The 16,991-nt window shown below is 74.4% G+C and carries 16 protein-coding genes and 2 pseudogenes; 17 read left to right on the forward strand and 1 reads right to left on the reverse strand.

All coding sequences use genetic code 11. The features are described 5' to 3' along the window. The first annotated feature begins 39 nt into the window (after nucleotides 1-39). The 12 genes and pseudogenes from XF36_RS07100 to XF36_RS07155 all read left to right on the forward strand — a co-directional run bounded on the left by XF36_RS07100 (nucleotide 40) and on the right by XF36_RS07155 (nucleotide 10,963). Nucleotides 40-1,308, forward strand: a complete 1,269-nt coding sequence (locus tag XF36_RS07100; RefSeq protein ID WP_060711364.1) for an ammonium transporter — start codon at nucleotides 40-42, stop codon at nucleotides 1,306-1,308. A gap of 3 nt (nucleotides 1,309-1,311) precedes the next feature. After that, complete coding sequence (locus XF36_RS07105) at nucleotides 1,312-1,650, forward strand: P-II family nitrogen regulator (protein ID WP_020624117.1); 339 nt, start codon at nucleotides 1,312-1,314, stop codon at nucleotides 1,648-1,650. Between the two features lie 138 nt (nucleotides 1,651-1,788). Continuing rightward, nucleotides 1,789-4,184 (forward strand): annotated as a pseudogene (locus tag XF36_RS07110) ([protein-PII] uridylyltransferase). Nucleotides 4,185-4,246: 62 nt separating this feature from the next. Further along, nucleotides 4,247-4,924 (forward strand): AAA family ATPase, encoded by a 678-nt coding sequence (locus XF36_RS07115; RefSeq protein WP_060711365.1) that lies wholly within the window; start codon nucleotides 4,247-4,249, stop codon nucleotides 4,922-4,924. A gap of 10 nt (nucleotides 4,925-4,934) precedes the next feature. Continuing rightward, nucleotides 4,935-6,503: a signal recognition particle protein gene (gene ffh / locus XF36_RS07120; protein ID WP_060711366.1), complete on the forward strand. Its 1,569-nt coding sequence runs from the start codon at nucleotides 4,935-4,937 to the stop codon at nucleotides 6,501-6,503. A gap of 15 nt (nucleotides 6,504-6,518) precedes the next feature. Further along, nucleotides 6,519-7,637, forward strand: a complete 1,119-nt coding sequence (locus XF36_RS07125) for an amidohydrolase family protein (RefSeq protein ID WP_193394002.1) — start codon at nucleotides 6,519-6,521, stop codon at nucleotides 7,635-7,637. After that, entirely contained in the window at nucleotides 7,634-8,656 is a 1,023-nt protein-coding gene (locus XF36_RS07130) for a CPBP family intramembrane glutamic endopeptidase (RefSeq protein ID WP_202968488.1), read from the forward strand. The genes XF36_RS07125 and XF36_RS07130 overlap by 4 nt, the downstream gene beginning before the upstream one ends. A 147-nt stretch (nucleotides 8,657-8,803) precedes the next feature. Then, the gene (gene rpsP / locus XF36_RS07135) at nucleotides 8,804-9,307 is read left to right on the forward strand and encodes a 30S ribosomal protein S16 (protein WP_020625230.1); all 504 of its coding nucleotides are present in this window, start codon (nucleotides 8,804-8,806) and stop codon (nucleotides 9,305-9,307) included. A gap of 5 nt (nucleotides 9,308-9,312) precedes the next feature. Beyond that, on the forward strand, nucleotides 9,313-9,543 hold the full coding sequence (locus XF36_RS07140) for an RNA-binding protein (RefSeq protein WP_149663515.1): 231 nt from the start codon (nucleotides 9,313-9,315) through the stop codon (nucleotides 9,541-9,543). After that, nucleotides 9,540-10,091, forward strand: a complete 552-nt coding sequence (gene rimM, locus XF36_RS07145) for a ribosome maturation factor RimM (RefSeq protein ID WP_060711368.1) — start codon at nucleotides 9,540-9,542, stop codon at nucleotides 10,089-10,091. The genes XF36_RS07140 and rimM overlap by 4 nt, the downstream gene beginning before the upstream one ends. A 97-nt stretch (nucleotides 10,092-10,188) precedes the next feature. Next, nucleotides 10,189-10,404 (forward strand): helix-turn-helix domain-containing protein, encoded by a 216-nt coding sequence (locus XF36_RS07150; RefSeq protein WP_020625233.1) that lies wholly within the window; start codon nucleotides 10,189-10,191, stop codon nucleotides 10,402-10,404. Nucleotides 10,405-10,417: 13 nt separating this feature from the next. Further along, nucleotides 10,418-10,963, forward strand: a complete 546-nt coding sequence (locus XF36_RS07155; protein ID WP_060711369.1) for a Clp protease N-terminal domain-containing protein — start codon at nucleotides 10,418-10,420, stop codon at nucleotides 10,961-10,963. A gap of 51 nt (nucleotides 10,964-11,014) precedes the next feature. Here XF36_RS07155 and XF36_RS07160 read toward each other — a convergent pair whose 3' ends face one another. Further along, complete coding sequence (locus XF36_RS07160) at nucleotides 11,015-11,773, reverse strand: MgtC/SapB family protein (RefSeq protein WP_060711370.1); 759 nt, start codon at nucleotides 11,771-11,773, stop codon at nucleotides 11,015-11,017. Between the two features lie 50 nt (nucleotides 11,774-11,823). On the opposite strand from XF36_RS07160, the gene trmD reads away from it, so the two are divergent. The 5 genes and pseudogenes from trmD to XF36_RS07185 all read left to right on the forward strand — a co-directional run bounded on the left by trmD (nucleotide 11,824) and on the right by XF36_RS07185 (nucleotide 16,877). After that, entirely contained in the window at nucleotides 11,824-12,600 is a 777-nt protein-coding gene (gene trmD / locus XF36_RS07165; protein ID WP_060711371.1) for a tRNA (guanosine(37)-N1)-methyltransferase TrmD, read from the forward strand. Nucleotides 12,601-13,011: 411 nt separating this feature from the next. Beyond that, nucleotides 13,012-13,368, forward strand: a complete 357-nt coding sequence (gene rplS, locus XF36_RS07170) for a 50S ribosomal protein L19 (RefSeq protein WP_060714490.1) — start codon at nucleotides 13,012-13,014, stop codon at nucleotides 13,366-13,368. 1,449 nt (nucleotides 13,369-14,817) lie between these two features. Beyond that, nucleotides 14,818-15,423, forward strand: a pseudogene (gene lepB, locus XF36_RS33800) (signal peptidase I); the annotation flags it as partial. A 348-nt stretch (nucleotides 15,424-15,771) separates the two neighbouring features. Beyond that, nucleotides 15,772-16,557: a ribonuclease HII gene (locus XF36_RS07180; RefSeq protein WP_238589295.1), complete on the forward strand. Its 786-nt coding sequence runs from the start codon at nucleotides 15,772-15,774 to the stop codon at nucleotides 16,555-16,557. Further along, nucleotides 16,554-16,877, forward strand: coding sequence for a DUF2469 domain-containing protein (locus XF36_RS07185; protein WP_020627284.1), 324 nt, complete (start codon nucleotides 16,554-16,556; stop codon nucleotides 16,875-16,877). The genes XF36_RS07180 and XF36_RS07185 overlap by 4 nt, the downstream gene beginning before the upstream one ends. Nucleotides 16,878-16,991: the final 114 nt, after the last annotated feature.

Genomic DNA, 16,991 nt, shown 5'->3' on the forward strand with positions numbered 1-16,991 from the left:
GGTGATACCGCCTGGCTCCTGACGAGCGCAGCACTCGTCATGCTCATGACTCCGGGGGTGGCGCTGTTCTACGGCGGCCAGGCCCGGTCCAAGAGCGTGCTCAACATGTTCATGATGTGCTTCAGCGCCCTCGGCGTCGTCGGCGTGCTGTGGATCCTCTACGGCTACTCGACGGTCTTCGGCACCGAGCTCGTCGGCGGCGGTCTGCTGGGCAACCCGGCCGAGTACTTCGGGCTCACCGCGCTGCTGCCCGACGACGAGGCCACCGAGACCTACCCGGCGCTGGCCTTCGTCAGCTTCCAGGGCATGTTCGCCATCCTCACCGTCGCCCTGATCGCCGGTGCCGCGGCCGACCGCATGAAGTTCGGCGCCTGGGTGCTGTTCTCCGGTCTCTGGGCCACGCTGGTCTACTTCCCCGTCGCCCACTGGGTCTTCGACCTGGAGCAGGGCTGGATCCCGGTCATCCTCGGCGCGAAGGACTTCGCCGGTGGCACCGCGGTCCACATCAACGCCGGTATCGCCGCCCTCGTGCTCTGCATCGTCCTGGGCAAGCGCCGCGGCTGGCCGCGTGAGGCCATGCGCCCGCACAACCTGACCATGGTCATGCTCGGTGCCGGCGTCCTCTGGTTCGGCTGGTTCGGCTTCAACGCCGGTTCGGCCACCTCGGCCGGCTGGGCCGCGGGCTACGCGTTCGTCAACTCCCTCGCCGCCACCGCCGCCGCCATCCTCGGCTGGCTGCTGGTCGAGAAGATCCGCTACGGCAAGGCCACCTCGCTGGGTGCCGCGTCGGGCATCGTGGCCGGTCTGGTCGCCATCACCCCGGCCTGTGCCTCGGTCTCCCCGCTCGGCGCGCTGGCCATCGGCGCCATCGCCGGTGCCCTCTGCGCCTGGGCCGTCGGCCTGAAGTACAAGCTGGGCTACGACGACTCCTTCGACGTCGTCGGTGTGCACTTCTTCGGTGGTCTCTGGGGCACCCTGGCCATCGGCTTCTTCGCCACCGACGTCGCCCCCGACGCCGTCAACGGCCTGTTCTACGGCGGCGGATTCACCCAGCTGGGCCTGCAGGCGGTCGCGGCGCTCGCCGTCATCGCCTACACCGCGATCGTCACCACGATCATCGTCTTCATCGTCAAGTTCACCATCGGCCTCCGGATCGACGACGAGGTCGAGCAGAGCGGCATCGACGAGGGCGAGCACGCCGAGACCGGCTACGAGTTCTCCGGCCTGCGCGGCGGCAGCGGTATCGGTTCCTCGCCGAAGCCCGCCACCGAGGCGAAGGCCACCCCCGCCGCGAAGCAGGAGGTCTGATCCGTGAAGCTCGTGACCGCCATCGTCAAGCCGTTCGTCCTCGAGGACGTCAAGGGCGCCCTGGAGCAGATCGGCGTGCTCGGTCTGACCATCAGCGAGGTCCAGGGCTACGGCCGGCAGAAGGGCCACACCGAGGTCTACCGGGGCGCGGAGTACTCGGTCGACTTCGTGCCGAAGGTCCGCGTCGAGGTCGTGGTCGACGACACGCTGCAGGACAAGGTCGTCGACGCGGTCGTCGAGGCCGCCCGCACCGGCAAGATCGGTGACGGCAAGGTCTGGGTGACCCCGGTCGAGACCGTGGTCCGCGTCCGTACCGGAGAACGCGGCGCCGACGCCATCTGATCGACGGAACCCTGCGACGGCCCGTCGCGCTCCCTTTCCGGAGTGCGGCGGGCCGTCCGCCGTCCAGGCTCGAAACGGACATCACGACATGTATGCGGTCGACTACTCGAACGAACAGGAAGCGGGTGGCGCAGGGCGATGACGGTCCTGGGGTCGGGCGAAGCGGCGGACCTGGTCAAGGCGAAAGCGGTCCTCCTGGAATCCAACGGCCGGCACCACCACGGCCCGGAAGCGCTACGGGCCGCGCTGGTCGACCTGCACGACTTCTGGCTCTCCTCCCGGTGCGCCGCACTCGGGGTCGGCGGTGAGGGAAGCGGGACGGCGCTGGCGGCCGTCGGCGCGCTCGGCCGGCGCGAGCTCTGCCCGTGGTCCGATCTCGACCTCGTGCTCCTGCACGACGGCCGGACCGACGTCGACACGCTCGCCGAGAAGCTCTGGTACCCGCTCTGGGACGCCGGGATCGGCCTCGACCACTCGGTGCGCACGCCCGGCCAGGCCGTCCAGGTCGCGGCGACCGACCTGCGGGCGGCCTTCGGGCTGCTGGAACTGCGGCACGTCGCCGGGGACGCGGCGCTCACCGGCAAGGTCCGCGACGCCGTCCGCACGGCCTGGCGGGCCGGGATGCGCAGCCGCTTCGACGAGATCGTCGACACCACCACCGACCGCTGGCAGCGCAACGGCGACGTCGCCCACCGCGTCGAGCCGGACCTGAAGAACGGCCACGGTGGCCTGCGGGACGTGCAGCTGCTCGACGCCCTGGCCACCGCCCAGCTCGTCGACCGGCCGGGGGCCGACGTCGTCGCCGCCCGGTCGCTGCTGCTGGACGTGCGCACCGAGCTGCACCGGCTGTCGGGGCGGGCGCGCGACGTCCTGCGGGCCCAGGAGGCCGACGAGATCGCCGCGACCCTCGACGTCGGTGACCGCTTCGACCTGGCCCGCGCCCTGTCGGGGGCGGCCCGCGCGGTCGCCTTCGCGACCGAGGTCGGGCTGCGCCAGGCCCGCAACGCGCTGCCCCGCCGGGGACTCGCCGCGCTCCGCCGCGCGCCGGTGCGCCGGCCGCTGGACTCCGGCGTCGTCGAGCACGCGGGGGAGGTCGGGCTCGCCCGCGACGCGTCGGCGACGAAGGACCCGGCCCTGGTCCTGCGGGTCGCCGCCACCGCCGCGCGCACCGGGCTGCCGATCTCGGCGGGCACCCTGTCACGGCTCGCCGACACCGCCCCGGAGCTGCGCGCACCGTGGCCGCGGACCGCGCTGGCCGAGCTGCTCGCCCTGCTCGGGACCGGCAAGGCGGCCGTCGCGGTGATCGAGTCGCTGGACCGCACCGGGCTGTGGGGACGGCTGTTCCCCGAGTGGGGCGCGGTCCGTGACCTGCCGCCGCGGGACCGCACGCACGTCTGGACGGTCGACCGTCATCTCGTCGAGGTCTGCGCCGAGGCCGCTCGGCTCACCACCCGGGTGGCGCGCCCGGACCTGTTGCTGGTCGGGGCGCTCCTGCACGACATCGGCAAGGGTCGCGGCGGCGACCACTCGGTGGTGGGGGAGTCGCTGGTCGGTCAGATCGGTGAGCGGCTCGGACTGCGCGAGGGTGACCTCGTGCTGCTGGCGGCGATGGTGCGCCACCACCTGCTGCTGCCGCACACCGCGACCCGTCGCGACCCGGAGGACCCGGCGACGGTGTCGCGGGTGCTGGACACGCTGCGCGAGGCGGTCGCCCCCGGCGGCCGGGGCGACGCCGACGTGGCGTTGCTCGTCGAGCTGCTCGACGCCCTGGCCGAGGCCGACTCGCTGGGCACCGGGCCCGGCGTCTGGACCCCGTGGCGGCGGACCCTGATCCACGGGCTGGCCGGGCGCTGCCTGTCCGCGCTCGACGGCCGTCCGTTCGTCGAGCCCGGTCCGCCGGATCCGGCCCACCACGAGATGGTCGAGGCCGTCGCGGAGGGGGGACCGCAGGTCCGCTTCACCGGCGACGGCGACGTCTCCTCGGTCACCGTCGCGCTGCCCGACGGGCGGGGGTGCTCTCGGCCGTCGCCGGGGTGCTCGCCCTGCATTCGCTGCAGGTGCACACCGCCGACGTGACCGTGTCCGACGGGGTGACGGTCGAGACGTTCGCGGTGACTCCGCGGTTCGGCGGTCTGCCCGACCCGGCGCTGGTCCGCTCGGACCTGACGCGGGTGCGTGCCGGAACCCTGGACCTGGCGCAGGCGCTGGCGCGCAAGGAGCGCGACTACGCGCCGTCGACGCCGGAGGTGGAACGGACCGCCCCGCCCCGGGTGCTGTGGTTCGACGACGAGGCCACCGGGGCGGTCGTGCTGGAGCTGCGCGGCACCGACCGTATCGGGCTGCTCCACCACGTCACCGCCGCGCTCGAACGGGCCGAGGTGGACCTCGTCTGGGCCCGGGTCGAGACGCTCGGCGCCTCGGTCGTCGACTCCTTCGGCATCGGCGGGTCCCCGGACGGGGCGGCCCGCGCCGCCATCGAGTCCGCGGTCCTCACGGTCGCCGCCGGGCAGGGCGAGGCCCACACGGGCACGTGACGCAGCACGGTGCGGCGCGGTGTGAACGGAACGATTCGGGCGACCGGACCGTTCCACCACACATGACCACCGCCCGTGCCGTGCCGACCGGCGCCGTCCCGCCGACCCGCGACACCGAGCACCGCCCCGCCGACCCCGGTCCGCCCGGCGGCCCCGGCGCGGCGCCGCGCGTCGGGACCCCGTCCGACGACGATCCGGCGGCGCCGCTGGTCGTCGTGCTGCCGGGGCGGTCGCTGCTGCTGGTCGCGGGCCTGCCGGGAGCGGGCAAGTCCACCCTGCTCGCCGGGCTCGACGCACCGGCGGACACCCGGGTCCTCGACTCGGGGGCCACCCGGGCCACGCTGGCGCGGCTGCTCCCGGCCGCGACGCCGTATCCGGCGTACCGGTGGCTGACCCACCTGACCCACCGCGCGTCGGTGGTCACGGCGGTGCTCGGGCCCGCGGGCACCGTCGTCGTCCACCTGCCCGCGACCTCGTCGCGGGTACGGGCCGCGGTGCGTGCACTGGCCAGGCTCGGCCGCCGCGCACCGCACCTGCTGTGGCTCGACACCACCCCCGACCAGGCACTCGACGGCCAGCACGCCCGAGGACGGGTGGTCCGCTCGCGCCCGTTCGCGACGCACGCGCGGCGCGCCCGCGACACCGTCGACGCCCTGCGGGCGGGCACCGAGACCGGCTGGTCCTCGGTCCGCCGCACCGATCGCTCCGGTGCCCGTGGGGGACTGGCACTGGCCAAGTAGGCTGGTAAGGGTGTTCGACTCCCTCTCCGAGCGGCTCGGATCCACGCTGCGCGACCTGCGCGGCAAGGGCCGGCTCTCCGACGCCGACATCGACGCCACCGCGCGCGAGATCCGGATCGCGCTGCTGGAGGCGGACGTCGCCCTGCCGGTGGTCCGCGGTTTCATCGCGCGGATCAAGGAGCGGGCCAAGGGGACGGAGGTCTCCCAGGCCCTGAACCCGGCCCAGCAGGTCGTCAAGATCGTCAACGAGGAGCTCGTCGCGATCCTCGGCGGCGAGACGCGGCGGCTGAACCTGACGAAGGAACCGCCGACGGTCATCATGCTGGCCGGTCTGCAGGGCGCCGGAAAGACGACCCTGGCCGGCAAGCTCGCCCGCTGGCTCCGGGGCCAGGGCCACACCCCGCTGCTCGTGGCGTGCGACCTGCAGCGCCCCAACGCGGTGAACCAGCTGCAGATCGTCGGTGAGCGCGCCGGCGTCCCGACCTACGCACCGCACCCCGGTGCCACCGGGTCCGGTGAGCTCCCCGAGGGCCCCGGCGACCCGGTCGGCGTCGCCCGCGACGGCATCGCGCACGCCCGCGACAAGCAGTACGACGTGGTCGTCGTCGACACGGCGGGCCGCCTCGGTGTCGACGAGGAGCTGATGCGCCAGGCGTCCGACATCCGGGACGCGGTGCAGCCCGACGAGGTCCTGTTCGTCGTCGACGCGATGATCGGTCAGGACGCCGTGGCCACGGCCGAGGCGTTCCGCGACGGCGTCGGCTTCACCGGTGTCGTGCTGACCAAGCTCGACGGCGACGCCCGCGGTGGTGCCGCGCTGAGCGTCCGCGAGGTCACCGGCCAGCCGATCCTCTTCGCCTCCAACGGCGAGAAGCTCGAGGACTTCGACGTCTTCCACCCCGACCGGATGTCCTCGCGCATCCTCGGGATGGGTGACCTGCTCACCCTCATCGAGCAGGCCGAGCAGGTCTTCGACGCCGAGCAGTCCGCGGCCGCCGCCGCGAAGATCAGCTCCGGCGAGCTGTCCCTGGAGGACTTCCTCCAGCAGATGCTGCAGCTGCGCAAGATGGGGCCGATCGGCAACATCCTGAACATGCTCCCGGGGATGAACTCCGGGCAGGCGAAGGCCGCGCTGGAGCAGGTCGACGACCGTCAGATCGACCGCCTGCAGGCCATCATCCGCGGCATGACCCCCGCCGAGCGGGCGGACCCCAAGATCATCAACGCGTCGCGCCGGCAGCGCATCGCGAACGGGTCCGGTGTCTCCGTCTCCGACGTGAACGACCTGGTCAACCGCTTCTTCGAGGCCCGCAAGATGATGAAGCAGATGGCCGGCCAGTTCGGCTTCGGCGGTGGCGGGCGCAGCGCGACCAAGAAGGTCCCGAAGAACCCGCGCAAGGCCCGCCAGGCGAAGAAGGGCCGGCGCAGCGGCAACCCCGCGAACCGCGCCGCCGCCGGCGCGCCGGACCTGTCGAACCTGCCGCCGAGCCTCCAGCAGCTCCCGCCCGGGTTGGGCAACCTCGACCAGCTGCCGCCCGGGTTCGACCCGTCGAAGCTGAACTTCGGCAAGAAGAAGTAGCTAGGGTCGCCACCCATGACCGATCTTCCGGCCGTGGGGTGGCGGCTCCGCGGGACGCTGCTGGGTCCTGACGGTGCCGGGGGCGCCGACCTGTACGTCGACGGCACCGGGCGGATCAGCCCGGAGCCGCTGCCCGGCGCCCAGGACCTGGTCACCGACGGCTGGATCGTCCCCGGTCTGGTCGACGCGCACTGCCACGTCGGGCTCGGCCCGAACGGCCCGGTCACCGACCTGGAGGAGTGCGCGGCCCAGGCGCGCACCGACCGCGACGCGGGCACCCTGCTGCTGCGCGACTGCGGGTCCCCGGTCGACACCTCGCCGCTGCGGGCCCGCGACGACCTGCCCGAGATCATCCGCGCCGGGCGGCACGTCGCCCGCCCCAAGCGCTACATCCCCGGCCTCGCCGCCGAGCTCGACGACCCGCGCCTGCTGGTCGACGAGGTCCGGACCCAGGCGGCCCGCGGCGACGGCTGGGTGAAGCTCGTGGGGGACTGGATCGACCGTTCGGCGGGCCCCGACGACGCCGACCTCGCCCCGCTCTGGCCGGACGAGGTACTGGCCGAGGCGATCACCGCGGCCCACGGGGCCGGCGCCCGCGTCACCGCGCACGTCTTCGGCACCGAGGCGCTGCCCGGGCTGATCCGGGCCGGGATCGACTGCATCGAGCACGGCACCGGGCTCTCCGACGAGCTCATCGACGAGATGGCCGCCCGCGGCACCGCCCTGGTGCCCACGCTGATCAACGTCGAGACCTTCCCCGGCATCGCCGAGAAGGCGACGAAGTATCCCCGCTACGCCGGCCACATGCGTGACCTGCACGCCCATGCCTGGGAGACCGTCGGACGCGCGATCGAGGCCGGGGTCCCGGTCTACGCGGGCACCGACGCCGGCGGCGGCATCCGGCACGGCCGGATCGCCGACGAGATCGCCGAGCTCGCCCGGGCCGGGCACCCGGACCCGATCGGGGCGGCGAGCTGGGCGGCGCGTTCCTGGCTGGGCCGCCCGGCCGGCCCGACGCCCGGTGCGCCGGCCGACCTGGTCGTGTACAGCCGCGACCCGCGGGGGGATCTCGGCGTGCTGCGGGCCCCGTCGGTGGTCCTGATCCGCGGACGTCGGGTATCAACGGGGGCATGAGCAGTTCGCCCGGTTCGCCGCGGGGATCACGCGGAGCCTCCGCCGACGACCCGGACGGCTCCAGCCCGTCCGGGGCCGCGGCACCGTCGCCCGCCGGATCGTCGCCCGCCGGATCGTCGTCGCCCGCCGGACCGCCGCCCACAGGGTGGCCGGGCGGGCCCGGGCCGAACGGCGCAGGCGGGCCCGGCCCGTACGGCCCGGGTGGGTCGACGCCGTACGGACCGGGTGTCCCGGCGCCCTGGGGGCCGGGTGGACCCGAGCAGCACGGCCCGGGTACGCCGTACGGTCCGCCTCCGCGGCGCGGGCTGTTCGGGATCGAGCCGTCCCCGCCCCCGCCGCGTCCGTTCCGCGGGCTGCTCGCGTTCCTCGTGGTCGAGATCGTGTTCCTCGGCTCGTCGTTCCTACTGGCCGTGGGCCTGGGGGAGGTCGACTCGGCACAGGAGGTCCTGCTCGCGATCGTCGTCCCGACGATCCTGGCCGCGCTCACCTGCGTCGTCTGGACCCGGGTGTTCGGCAGCGGCCCCGTCTCCGACCTGGGCCTGCAGTTCCGCTGGGAGGACGTCGGCATCGGGCTGCTGATCGGCGTCGCCGGGCTGTTCGTGACGATCCCCGCCGCGCTGGCCTACCTCTACCTGGTCGGCCCGGACCTCACGACCTCGGTCGGCGTCGCCTTCGAGGGCATCCGCACGACGTGGCCGGTCGCGCTGGCCGTGATGGTCGGCGTCGTCGTGATCGCGCCGGTCTGCGAGGAGATCGTCTACCGAGGCCTGCTGTGGAACGCCGTCGCCCACTGGATCGGCAACCGCTGGGTCGTGTTCGTGCTGACCACGGCGGTGTTCGCCCTGGCCCACCTGGAGTTCCTCCGTGCTCCGCTGCTGTTTGTCGTCGCGCTGCCGTTGGGGATCGCACGGCTGCTGACCGGCCGCGTCACCGCCGGGATCGTGGCGCACGCGGTCAACAACTTCCTGCCAGGGCTGGCCCTGGCCCTCATGCTGGTCGGGGCCTTTCCCGCGGTCTGAACGACGTCTGGCAGAATGGCCGATCGGGTCCGTGGCCGGCCCTCTACCTGCCACGGCCGACACCTACGAGTGAGCGAGCCCGTAACCCCACGCGAGGCAGGCTGACTCATCGCAGCACGAATCGACATTCGCGAGGAGCACCACAGCGTGGCCGTCAAGATCAAGCTGATGCGTCTGGGCAAGATCCGTCAGCCGTACTACCGCGTCGTCGTCGCGGACTCCCGTACGCGCCGCAACGGCCGGGCCATCGAGACGATCGGCAAGTACCACCCGAAGAACGAGCCGAGCCTGATCGAGATCGACTCGGACCGTGCGCAGTACTGGCTGGGCGTCGGCGCGCAGCCGACCGAGTCGGTGCAGAACCTGCTCGAGATCACCGGCGACTGGCAGAAGTTCAAGGGCCTGCCGGGCACCGAGGGCACCCTGAAGCCGCAGGCCGAGAAGGTCGACAAGCTGGCCCGCTTCAACGAGGCGCTGGCTGCGGCGAACGAGGAGCCGACCACCGCGGCCACCACCCCGAAGAAGAAGGGTGGCGACCGCGCCGGCAAGACCGCTGACGCCGCCCCGGCCGAGGCCGCGACGAAGAGCGACGACGTCGCCGACGCGACCAAGGACGCGGCCGCGCCGGCCACCGAGTCGACCCAGTCGTGACTCTCATGGCGGACGCGCTCGAGCACCTCGTGCGCGGCATCGTCGACCACCCCGACGACGTCCGGGTGGACCTGGTCACCGGGCGTCGCGGTCGGATCCTCGAGGTCCGGGTGCACCCCGACGACCTCGGGAAGGTGATCGGCCGGGGTGGCCGCACCGCCACCGCCCTGCGCAACGTTATCGGTGGTGTGGGCGGTCGCGGCGTGCGCGTCGACGTCGTCGACACCGACCGGTGACGAGTTCCGCACCCGACGACGCCGGCCAGGTCCTGGTCGGCGTCGTCGTGCGTGTGCACGGTCTGCGGGGTGAGGTCGTCGTCGAGCCCCGCACCGACGACCCGCGGACGCGCTTCGCGCCCGGTGCCGTCCTGCAGGGCCACCGGACCCGGGGCGCGGGTCCCGGGCCGCTCACCGTCACCGGTGCGCGTGCCCACTCGGGTCGCTGGCTCGTGCTCTTCGAGGGCGTCGCCGACCGCGACGCCGCCGAGGCCCTGCGCGGGGTCCAGCTCAGGCTGCCGACCTCCGCGCTCGCCGAGCCGGAGGACCCGGAGGAGTTCCACGTCCACCAGCTGACCGGCCTGCGGGCCGAGCTGGCGGACGGGACCACGGCGGGCACCGTCTCCGACGTCGTGCACGGGCCCGGCGGGTCCCTGCTGGTCGTCACCCGGCCCGCCGGACACGAGGCGCTCGTCCCGTTCGTCGAGGTGATCGTGCCCACCGTCGACCTGGCGGGGGGACGCGTGGTCCTCGACCCGCCCGACGGGCTGCTCGACCCCCAGGACTGATCACGGCCCGGCACCCTCCCGTGGTGCCGGGCCGTTCTCACGGCGCCGGTGTCAACTCAGGTTGACAACCGGGCCGGTGTCAACCTACATTGACACCATGAGCGATGCGACGGCAGTGGCCGCGGCGGCGTCCAGCACGGACCCGGCCGTGGGGCTGCGGGCGGTGGTGGCCCTGCGCGAGCTGCAGGAGTCCCTGGAGGAGCTGCAGGTCACCAACGCCCGCGACCAGGGGTGGTCCTGGCAGCAGATCGCCGACGCGCTGCGGATCAGCCGGCAGGCGGTGCACAAGAAGTACCGCCGGCTCGGCCTGTAGAGGGGAGACGCACATGTTCGAACGGTTCACCGACGAGGCCCGCAGGGTCGTCGTCCTGGCCCAGGAGATCGCGCGGACGAGGTACGCGGGGCGGATCGGGCCGGAGCACCTGCTGCTCGGGGTCCTGCGGTGTCCCGGTACGCCGGGGGAGGAGATCCTCTCCGCGGCCGGGGTCGACGCCCGCACCGTCACCGAGGAGCTCGACCGGGTGGACGGCGCGCCCGCTCGCGACGCCGACGCCCTCGCCGCCCTGGGCATCGACCTCGACGCCGTCCGGAACGCGGTGGAGGCGGGCTTCGGCCCTGGCGCGCTCGACCGACCGCGGCGCGAGCGGTGGCGTGCCGGGCACATCCCGTTTGAGAAGTCGTCGAAGAAGGCGCTCGAGCTGGCGCTGCGCGAGGCGATCCGGCTGGGCGACCGGTTCATCGGGACCGAGCATGTCCTGCTCGGGCTGCTGCACCCGGACACTGCGGCCTCGCAGGTGCTCGACCGGTGCGGGATGACGCTGTACGACACCCGGGAAACCGTGGAACGGCGGCGGCCCCGCCGGGCCGGCTGAGCCACCTGGCCGAGTCCCGCGCCCGGGCTTCCGCGCTCGAGTCGTCGGCGCTCAGTCGTCGGCGCGGTCCGGGTCGTCCGGGTCCTCCGTCGGGTCCACCCGGGTCTGGGCCGAGCGCACCCCGTCGGTCTCCGACAGCGCCGCGGCCAGGCCGTTCAGGTCGCCCCGGCCGTCGAGCCGCAGGGTGAGTGCGGCGACCCGACCGCCGTCGTCGGTGAGCGAGCCGCGGTGCACGGACACCCCGGCGACCGAGAAGCCGGCCGCGGTGCAGCGCTCCAGGACCCGGCGGAGCACGCCGTGGCCGTCGTCGTAGCGGATCCGCAGCACCGGCGGGCGACGACGGTGCCGCCGCACCACCCGCGCCACCGGCTGCAGACCGCGGGTGACCAGGAAGTGCGCCGCTGTCGCGAGGACGGCCAGCGGGGCCAGGCCCGCGCCGCACGCCGTCCCGACCGCGGCGGCCAGCCAGATTGTGGCCGCGGTGGTGAGCCCGCGCACCACGTCCTGCCGGACGAAGATCAGTCCGGCGCCGATGAACCCGATCCCGGACACGATCTGCGCCGCGATCCGGGACGGGTCCAGCGCGACGTGCTCGGTCGTGAGCAGGTCGGCGAAGCCGTACTTGGAGATGACCATGAACACCGCCGCGCCGACGCCGACCAGCACGTGCGTGCGCAGTCCGGCGCTCTTCGCCCCGGCCTCGCGTTCCAGACCGATCGCCGTCGTCAGCAGCAGGGCGAGCAGCACCGGCGGCAGCAGGCTCCACTGCGCCGCCGTCGACCAGAGCGGCTCGGTCCAGGATTCCGACATGCGCGACCTCCTTCGGGGCGGGGGGACGGGCGCCTGCGACGATCCGCGCCGTGCGGATCGACGTCGTGACCATCTTCCCGTCCTACCTGCAACCGTTGCGCGAGGCACTGCTGGGGCGGGCGATCGACCGCGGGCTGCTGGACGTCGCCGTGCACGACCTGCGGGACTGGACCCACGACGTGCACCAGGCCGTCGACGACTCCCCGTACGGCGGCGGGCCGGGCATGGTCATGCGCCCCCAGGTGTGGGGCGAGGCCCTCGACGACGTGCTGGCCACCCCGGACCCGCCCGCCCGGCTGGTCGTCCCCACCCCGGCCGGGCGGCCGTTCACCCAGGCCACCGCGCACGCCTGGACCGCCGAGGAGCGGCTGGTGTTCGCCTGCGGCCGCTACGAGGGCATCGACGAGCGCGTGCTGCTCGACGCCCGGGCCCGCGGCATCACCGTCGACGAGGTCTCGATCGGGGACTACGTGCTCGTCGGCGGGGAGGTCGCGGTGTTGGTGATGGTCGAGGCCGTCGCCCGGCTGCTGCCCGGCGTGCTGGGCAACCCGCGCTCGGCCGCCGAGGACTCCTTCTCCGACGGGTTGCTCGAAGGCCCGTCCTACACCCGTCCCGAGGTGTGGCGGGGGCTGGCCGTGCCGGAGGTGCTCCGCGGCGGGAACCACGCCGCGATCGCCCGCTGGCGTCGCGACCGGGCCCTGGAACGGACCCGGGACCGGCGCCCCGACCTGCTCGACGCGCTCGGACCGGACGCCCTGGACGCCGCCGACCGCGCGGTGCTCGCCGCCGGGCGCCCCGACGACGACGCCGACGGCCCCACCGGCTGAGCGTTCCCGCCGGTCGCGTCCTCGGCCCGGCACCGCGGGGCCGGCCCAGGGCCGTGCGGGGGACCCTCCGGCCGTCGCCCGGCGGGCCCCCACCGGCGACCGGCGGTGCCCGGTGCGTCCGGTGCGACCGGCCCCGCGGAGCCGTTCCCGGAGGCCCCGGACCACCGGGTGTCCGGGGCGATCTGCCCGTCTGGCACTATGGACGGGTTGCCAGCGCCGCGTGTGGCGCCCGGTGACGGTCACGTGTGCCCCCCGGTCCCGCCGGTGGTGCCGGCCGTACCGAGCCCGCCACGTGAGGAGCGTCGTCGCCAGTACGGCACGACCGCCCCGTGGCCCGGGCGCGATCCCGGATCGACCCGGGACCGGCACCGCACGACCCGCACGAACGACACACGAGGACGGACCGTCGACATGAACACCCTGGACGCACTGGACGCGGAGACCCTGCGCTCCGACATCCCGAACTTCCGCCCCGGGGACACCCTCAAGGTGCACGTGAAGGTCATCGAGGGCAACCGCACCCGTACCCAGATCTTCCAGGGCGTCGTCATCCGTCGCCACGGCTCGGGTGCCCGCGAGACCTTCACCGTGCGCAAGATCTCGTTCGGCGTCGGCGTCGAGCGCACCTTCCCGGTGCACACGCCGAACATCGAGAAGATCGAGGTCGCCACCCGCGGTGACGTCCGCCGGGCGAAGCTGTACTACCTCCGCGACCTCCGCGGCAAGGCCGCGAAGATCAAGGAGCGCCGGGAGACCACCGCGTCCTGACCGTCACCCAGTCGTGACGGACCGGTGACGTAATCTCGAAGCGTGGCCTTCCCCGAGCTCCCCGACGACCGCCGGGCCCGCCCCCGGCGGTATCGCGGCAGCGATGTCCCCGAGCACCCCGGTCGGCGGCGGGCCCCCGAGGACCCGCCGCAGACCGGTGGTGAACCGGGCGGTGCCGAGCAGCAGTGGCTGCTCGGCACCGCGTTGCAGCACGGGGTGCCCGTCCGGGACGGCTCCGCGGACGGTGAGCCCGAGGGCGCACCGCGCGGGGTCCGTACCCGGCACACGGGCCCGGAGGACGGCGCCGACGGCGCAGGCCCCCGTGGACGTCGCTACCGCAACGGGTTCGACGAGCTCGCCGCCGGGCGCTCCGGTCGGCACGGCGTCGACGCGGTCGCCCCGGCCCCCGGGGACCGGCCCGCCCCGGCCACCGAGGGTCCGGACACGCTGCGGGCCCGCTACGCGGCCCGGCTGAACCGGCCCGACGGCCCCGAGGCCGGCGCCGCACCGAACGGCAGGTCGTGGCCACCGCCCGGCGGTCGCCCGGAGCACGACCCGGACCCCCGGTACCCGGCACCGCCGGCCGGACGCCCCGAGGGCGCCGGCCGCCACGGCATCCGGCCGGCTCCCGACCAGCCCCTCCCCGACGGCGGGCCCGGTCGTCGCGCCGCCGGGTACGACCCGAACCGCGCCGCCGGGTTCGACCCGAACCGCGCCGCCGGGTACGACCCGAACAGCGCCGCCGGGTTCGACCCGAACCGCGCCGCGGGGTTCGACCCGAGCCGTGCTGCCGGGTTCGACGCGAACGCCGTCCCGCCCGTCCGGGGCCCCGAGGCACCTCGTCGCAACGGCCGGCCGGACGGCCGTTCCCCCGAGGGCCACGCGCCCGACGGGTACGGCCGCCCCGACCCGCGTGGTCGTGGGGCCGGCCGCCCGCCGCTGCGCGGCCCGTCCGGCGAGTACACCAACGGTGCCCACCCGTACCAGCGCCCCGACGGAGCGGCCCCCGGTCAGCCGGACGGCACCGGTGCGTTCGGCGGTCCCGAGCGGTCCGCTCCGCGCGCCGGTCGCCGGCCCGCCGGGCCGCTCGCCGACGGCGCCGTCCCGCCGCCGGTCGACGCCGACGCGACCACGCGCCGCCGGGTGCCGACCGACGCCGACCCGCGGCGTACCCGCGCCGCCGCGGCCCCGGCCGGCGACGACGTCGACCCCGGCGCCGACCCCGAGACCGCCGCCGTCCCGCACCCCGGTTCCGATGCGCCGCCGCGGCCCCCCCGCCGCCGTCCGGCGGCCGCGTCGCCGGAACCGTCCGAGGACCCCGACGAGAACCCCGACGGGATTCCCGCCGAGCCGGAGGACGGGACGGACGAGCCGGAGCGCGCCACGGGTGGACGCGCCGCACGCCGCAACCGCCCCGTCGGCATCGGCGGCCGGATCGCCGCGCTCACCGTGCGGGGTTCCGCCGCGGCCGCCGCGGGCGAGGAGAAGCCCAAGACGGCGTTCTGGAAGGAGATCCTGCTCCTGGCCGGGGTCGCCATCCTGCTGACGGTCCTCATCCAGACCTTCCTCGCGAAGGTCTACGTCATCCCGTCGGGCTCGATGGAGACGACGCTGCACGGCTGCACCGGCTGCAACAACGACCGGGTGCTCGTCGACAAGGTCACCTACAACTTCACCGACATCAGCCCGGGCGACATCGTGGTCTTCCGCGGCACCGACGGCTGGGCCAGCGAGACCTACAGCGGCGAGGGCAGCGAGAACCCGCTGGTCAAGGGCATGCAGACGCTCGGCTCGCTGGTCGGGATCGCCCCGCCGGACGAGAAGGACTTCGTCAAGCGGGTCATCGCCGTGGGGGGCCAGACCGTCTCCTGCTGCGACGCGCTCAACCAGGTCGTCGTCGACGGGCAGCCGCTGACGGAGCCCTACATCTACTACCTGCCCGAGGCGGGGCCGGCCCGGCAGATCCCGTTCGGCCCGATCACCGTCCCCGAGGGCCAGTACTGGATGATGGGCGACTCGCGGAACAACTCCGCGGACTCCCGGGCGGCGGGGCACGGCCCCATCCCCGAGTCCAACATCATCGGCAAGGTCCGGCTGATCGTGCTGCCCTTCGACCGGTTCGGCTGGGTCAGTGCGGTCGACCCGCAGACCACGGCCGACGCGGCCGGGCTGCCGGGGCTGCCCGACGGTCTGCCGCTGGCACTGGGCATCATGGGGACACTGCCGCTCGCGTCCGGCCGCCGACGGGCCCTGCTCGCCCGCGCCGAGGCCGAGCGGTTCCTGCCCGCGACGCGCCCCCCCGCACGGGTGGCGCCGGAGAACCTGACCGGGAGCACCGTGCCGGTTCCGCCCACCCGCGCCAGTACCGCCGGACGGCCGCGTGCCCGCCGCCGCCCCGTACGGGTGCTGCCCGACGGGCTGCGTCCGCCGCGTGCCGTCGTCCGCGACGGCGGCACCTGGACCCTGCAGACCGTCCTGCAACGCCACGGGCTCGGCCCGGTCGCCGGCGTCGACGAGGCCGGTCGCGGTGCCAGCGCCGGACCGCTGGTCGTCGCCGCGGCGGTGCTGCGGCCCGCGGACGCGAAGGCCCTCGCCGGGCTGACCGACTCGAAGCTGCTGCCCCCGGCCGCCCGTGACCACTGGTACGACCGCATCCGGGCCCGTGCGCTGGACCACGCCGTCGTCGTGATCCCGGCGTCGGAGGTCGATCGTCGCGGGGTGCACGTCGCCAACATCGAGGGCATGCGCCGCGCGGTGGCCGCGCTGACCGCGGTCACGCCCGGCTACGTCTTGACCGACGGCTTCCCGGTCCGCGGCTTCGGGAGCCCGGCCCTCGCGGTGCCGAAGGGGGACCGGGTGGCGGCCTGCATCGCGGCGGCGTCGGTGCTGGCCAAGGTGACCCGGGACCGCATCATGACCGCGCTCGACGCCGAGCACGACCGCTACGGCTTCGCCGTGCACAAGGGCTACAACACCCCGGACCACGAGGCCGCGCTGCGCGCACACGGGCCCTGTCCGGAGCACCGGTTCTCCTTCGCGAACGTCGCGGCGGTGGCCGGGCGCGAGGCCCCGGCGGGGCTGGTCCACAATGGGGCGCTCCCCGAGCAGGAACCCGACCCCGGAGACCCGGGGGACACGGTCGGGGCGTGGGAGCCGTTGGAGATCGTCACAGGAGGAGCGGGCCGGTGAGCGCCGAGGATCTCGAGAAGTACGAGACCGAGATGGAGCTCACGCTCTACAAGGAGTACCGCGACATCGTCGCCCAGTTCTCCTACGTCGTGGAGACGGAGCGCCGGTTCTACCTGGCCAACTCCGTCGACGTCGCCCCGCGCAACGCCGACGGCGAGGTCTACTTCGAGGTGCGCATGTCCGACGCGTGGGTGTGGGACATGTACCGCCCGGCGCGGTTCGTCAAGAACGTGCGGGTCGTGACGTTCAAGGACGTCAACATCGAGGAGCTCGACACCCCGGACCTGCGGCTGCCCGACGACGACCAGTTCCCGGGCTGAGCCGGGTAGCAGACCCCACCGACGGTTCCGCCGTCCCGGCCGCGCGGCCGACGGTGCCCATCCACAACCGTCGGATCCGTCCACAGCCGGCCGATCCACCCCCGCGACGGGCCC

Source organism: Pseudonocardia sp. HH130629-09 (genome assembly GCF_001294645.1).
Classification (GTDB): domain Bacteria; phylum Actinomycetota; class Actinomycetes; order Mycobacteriales; family Pseudonocardiaceae; genus Pseudonocardia.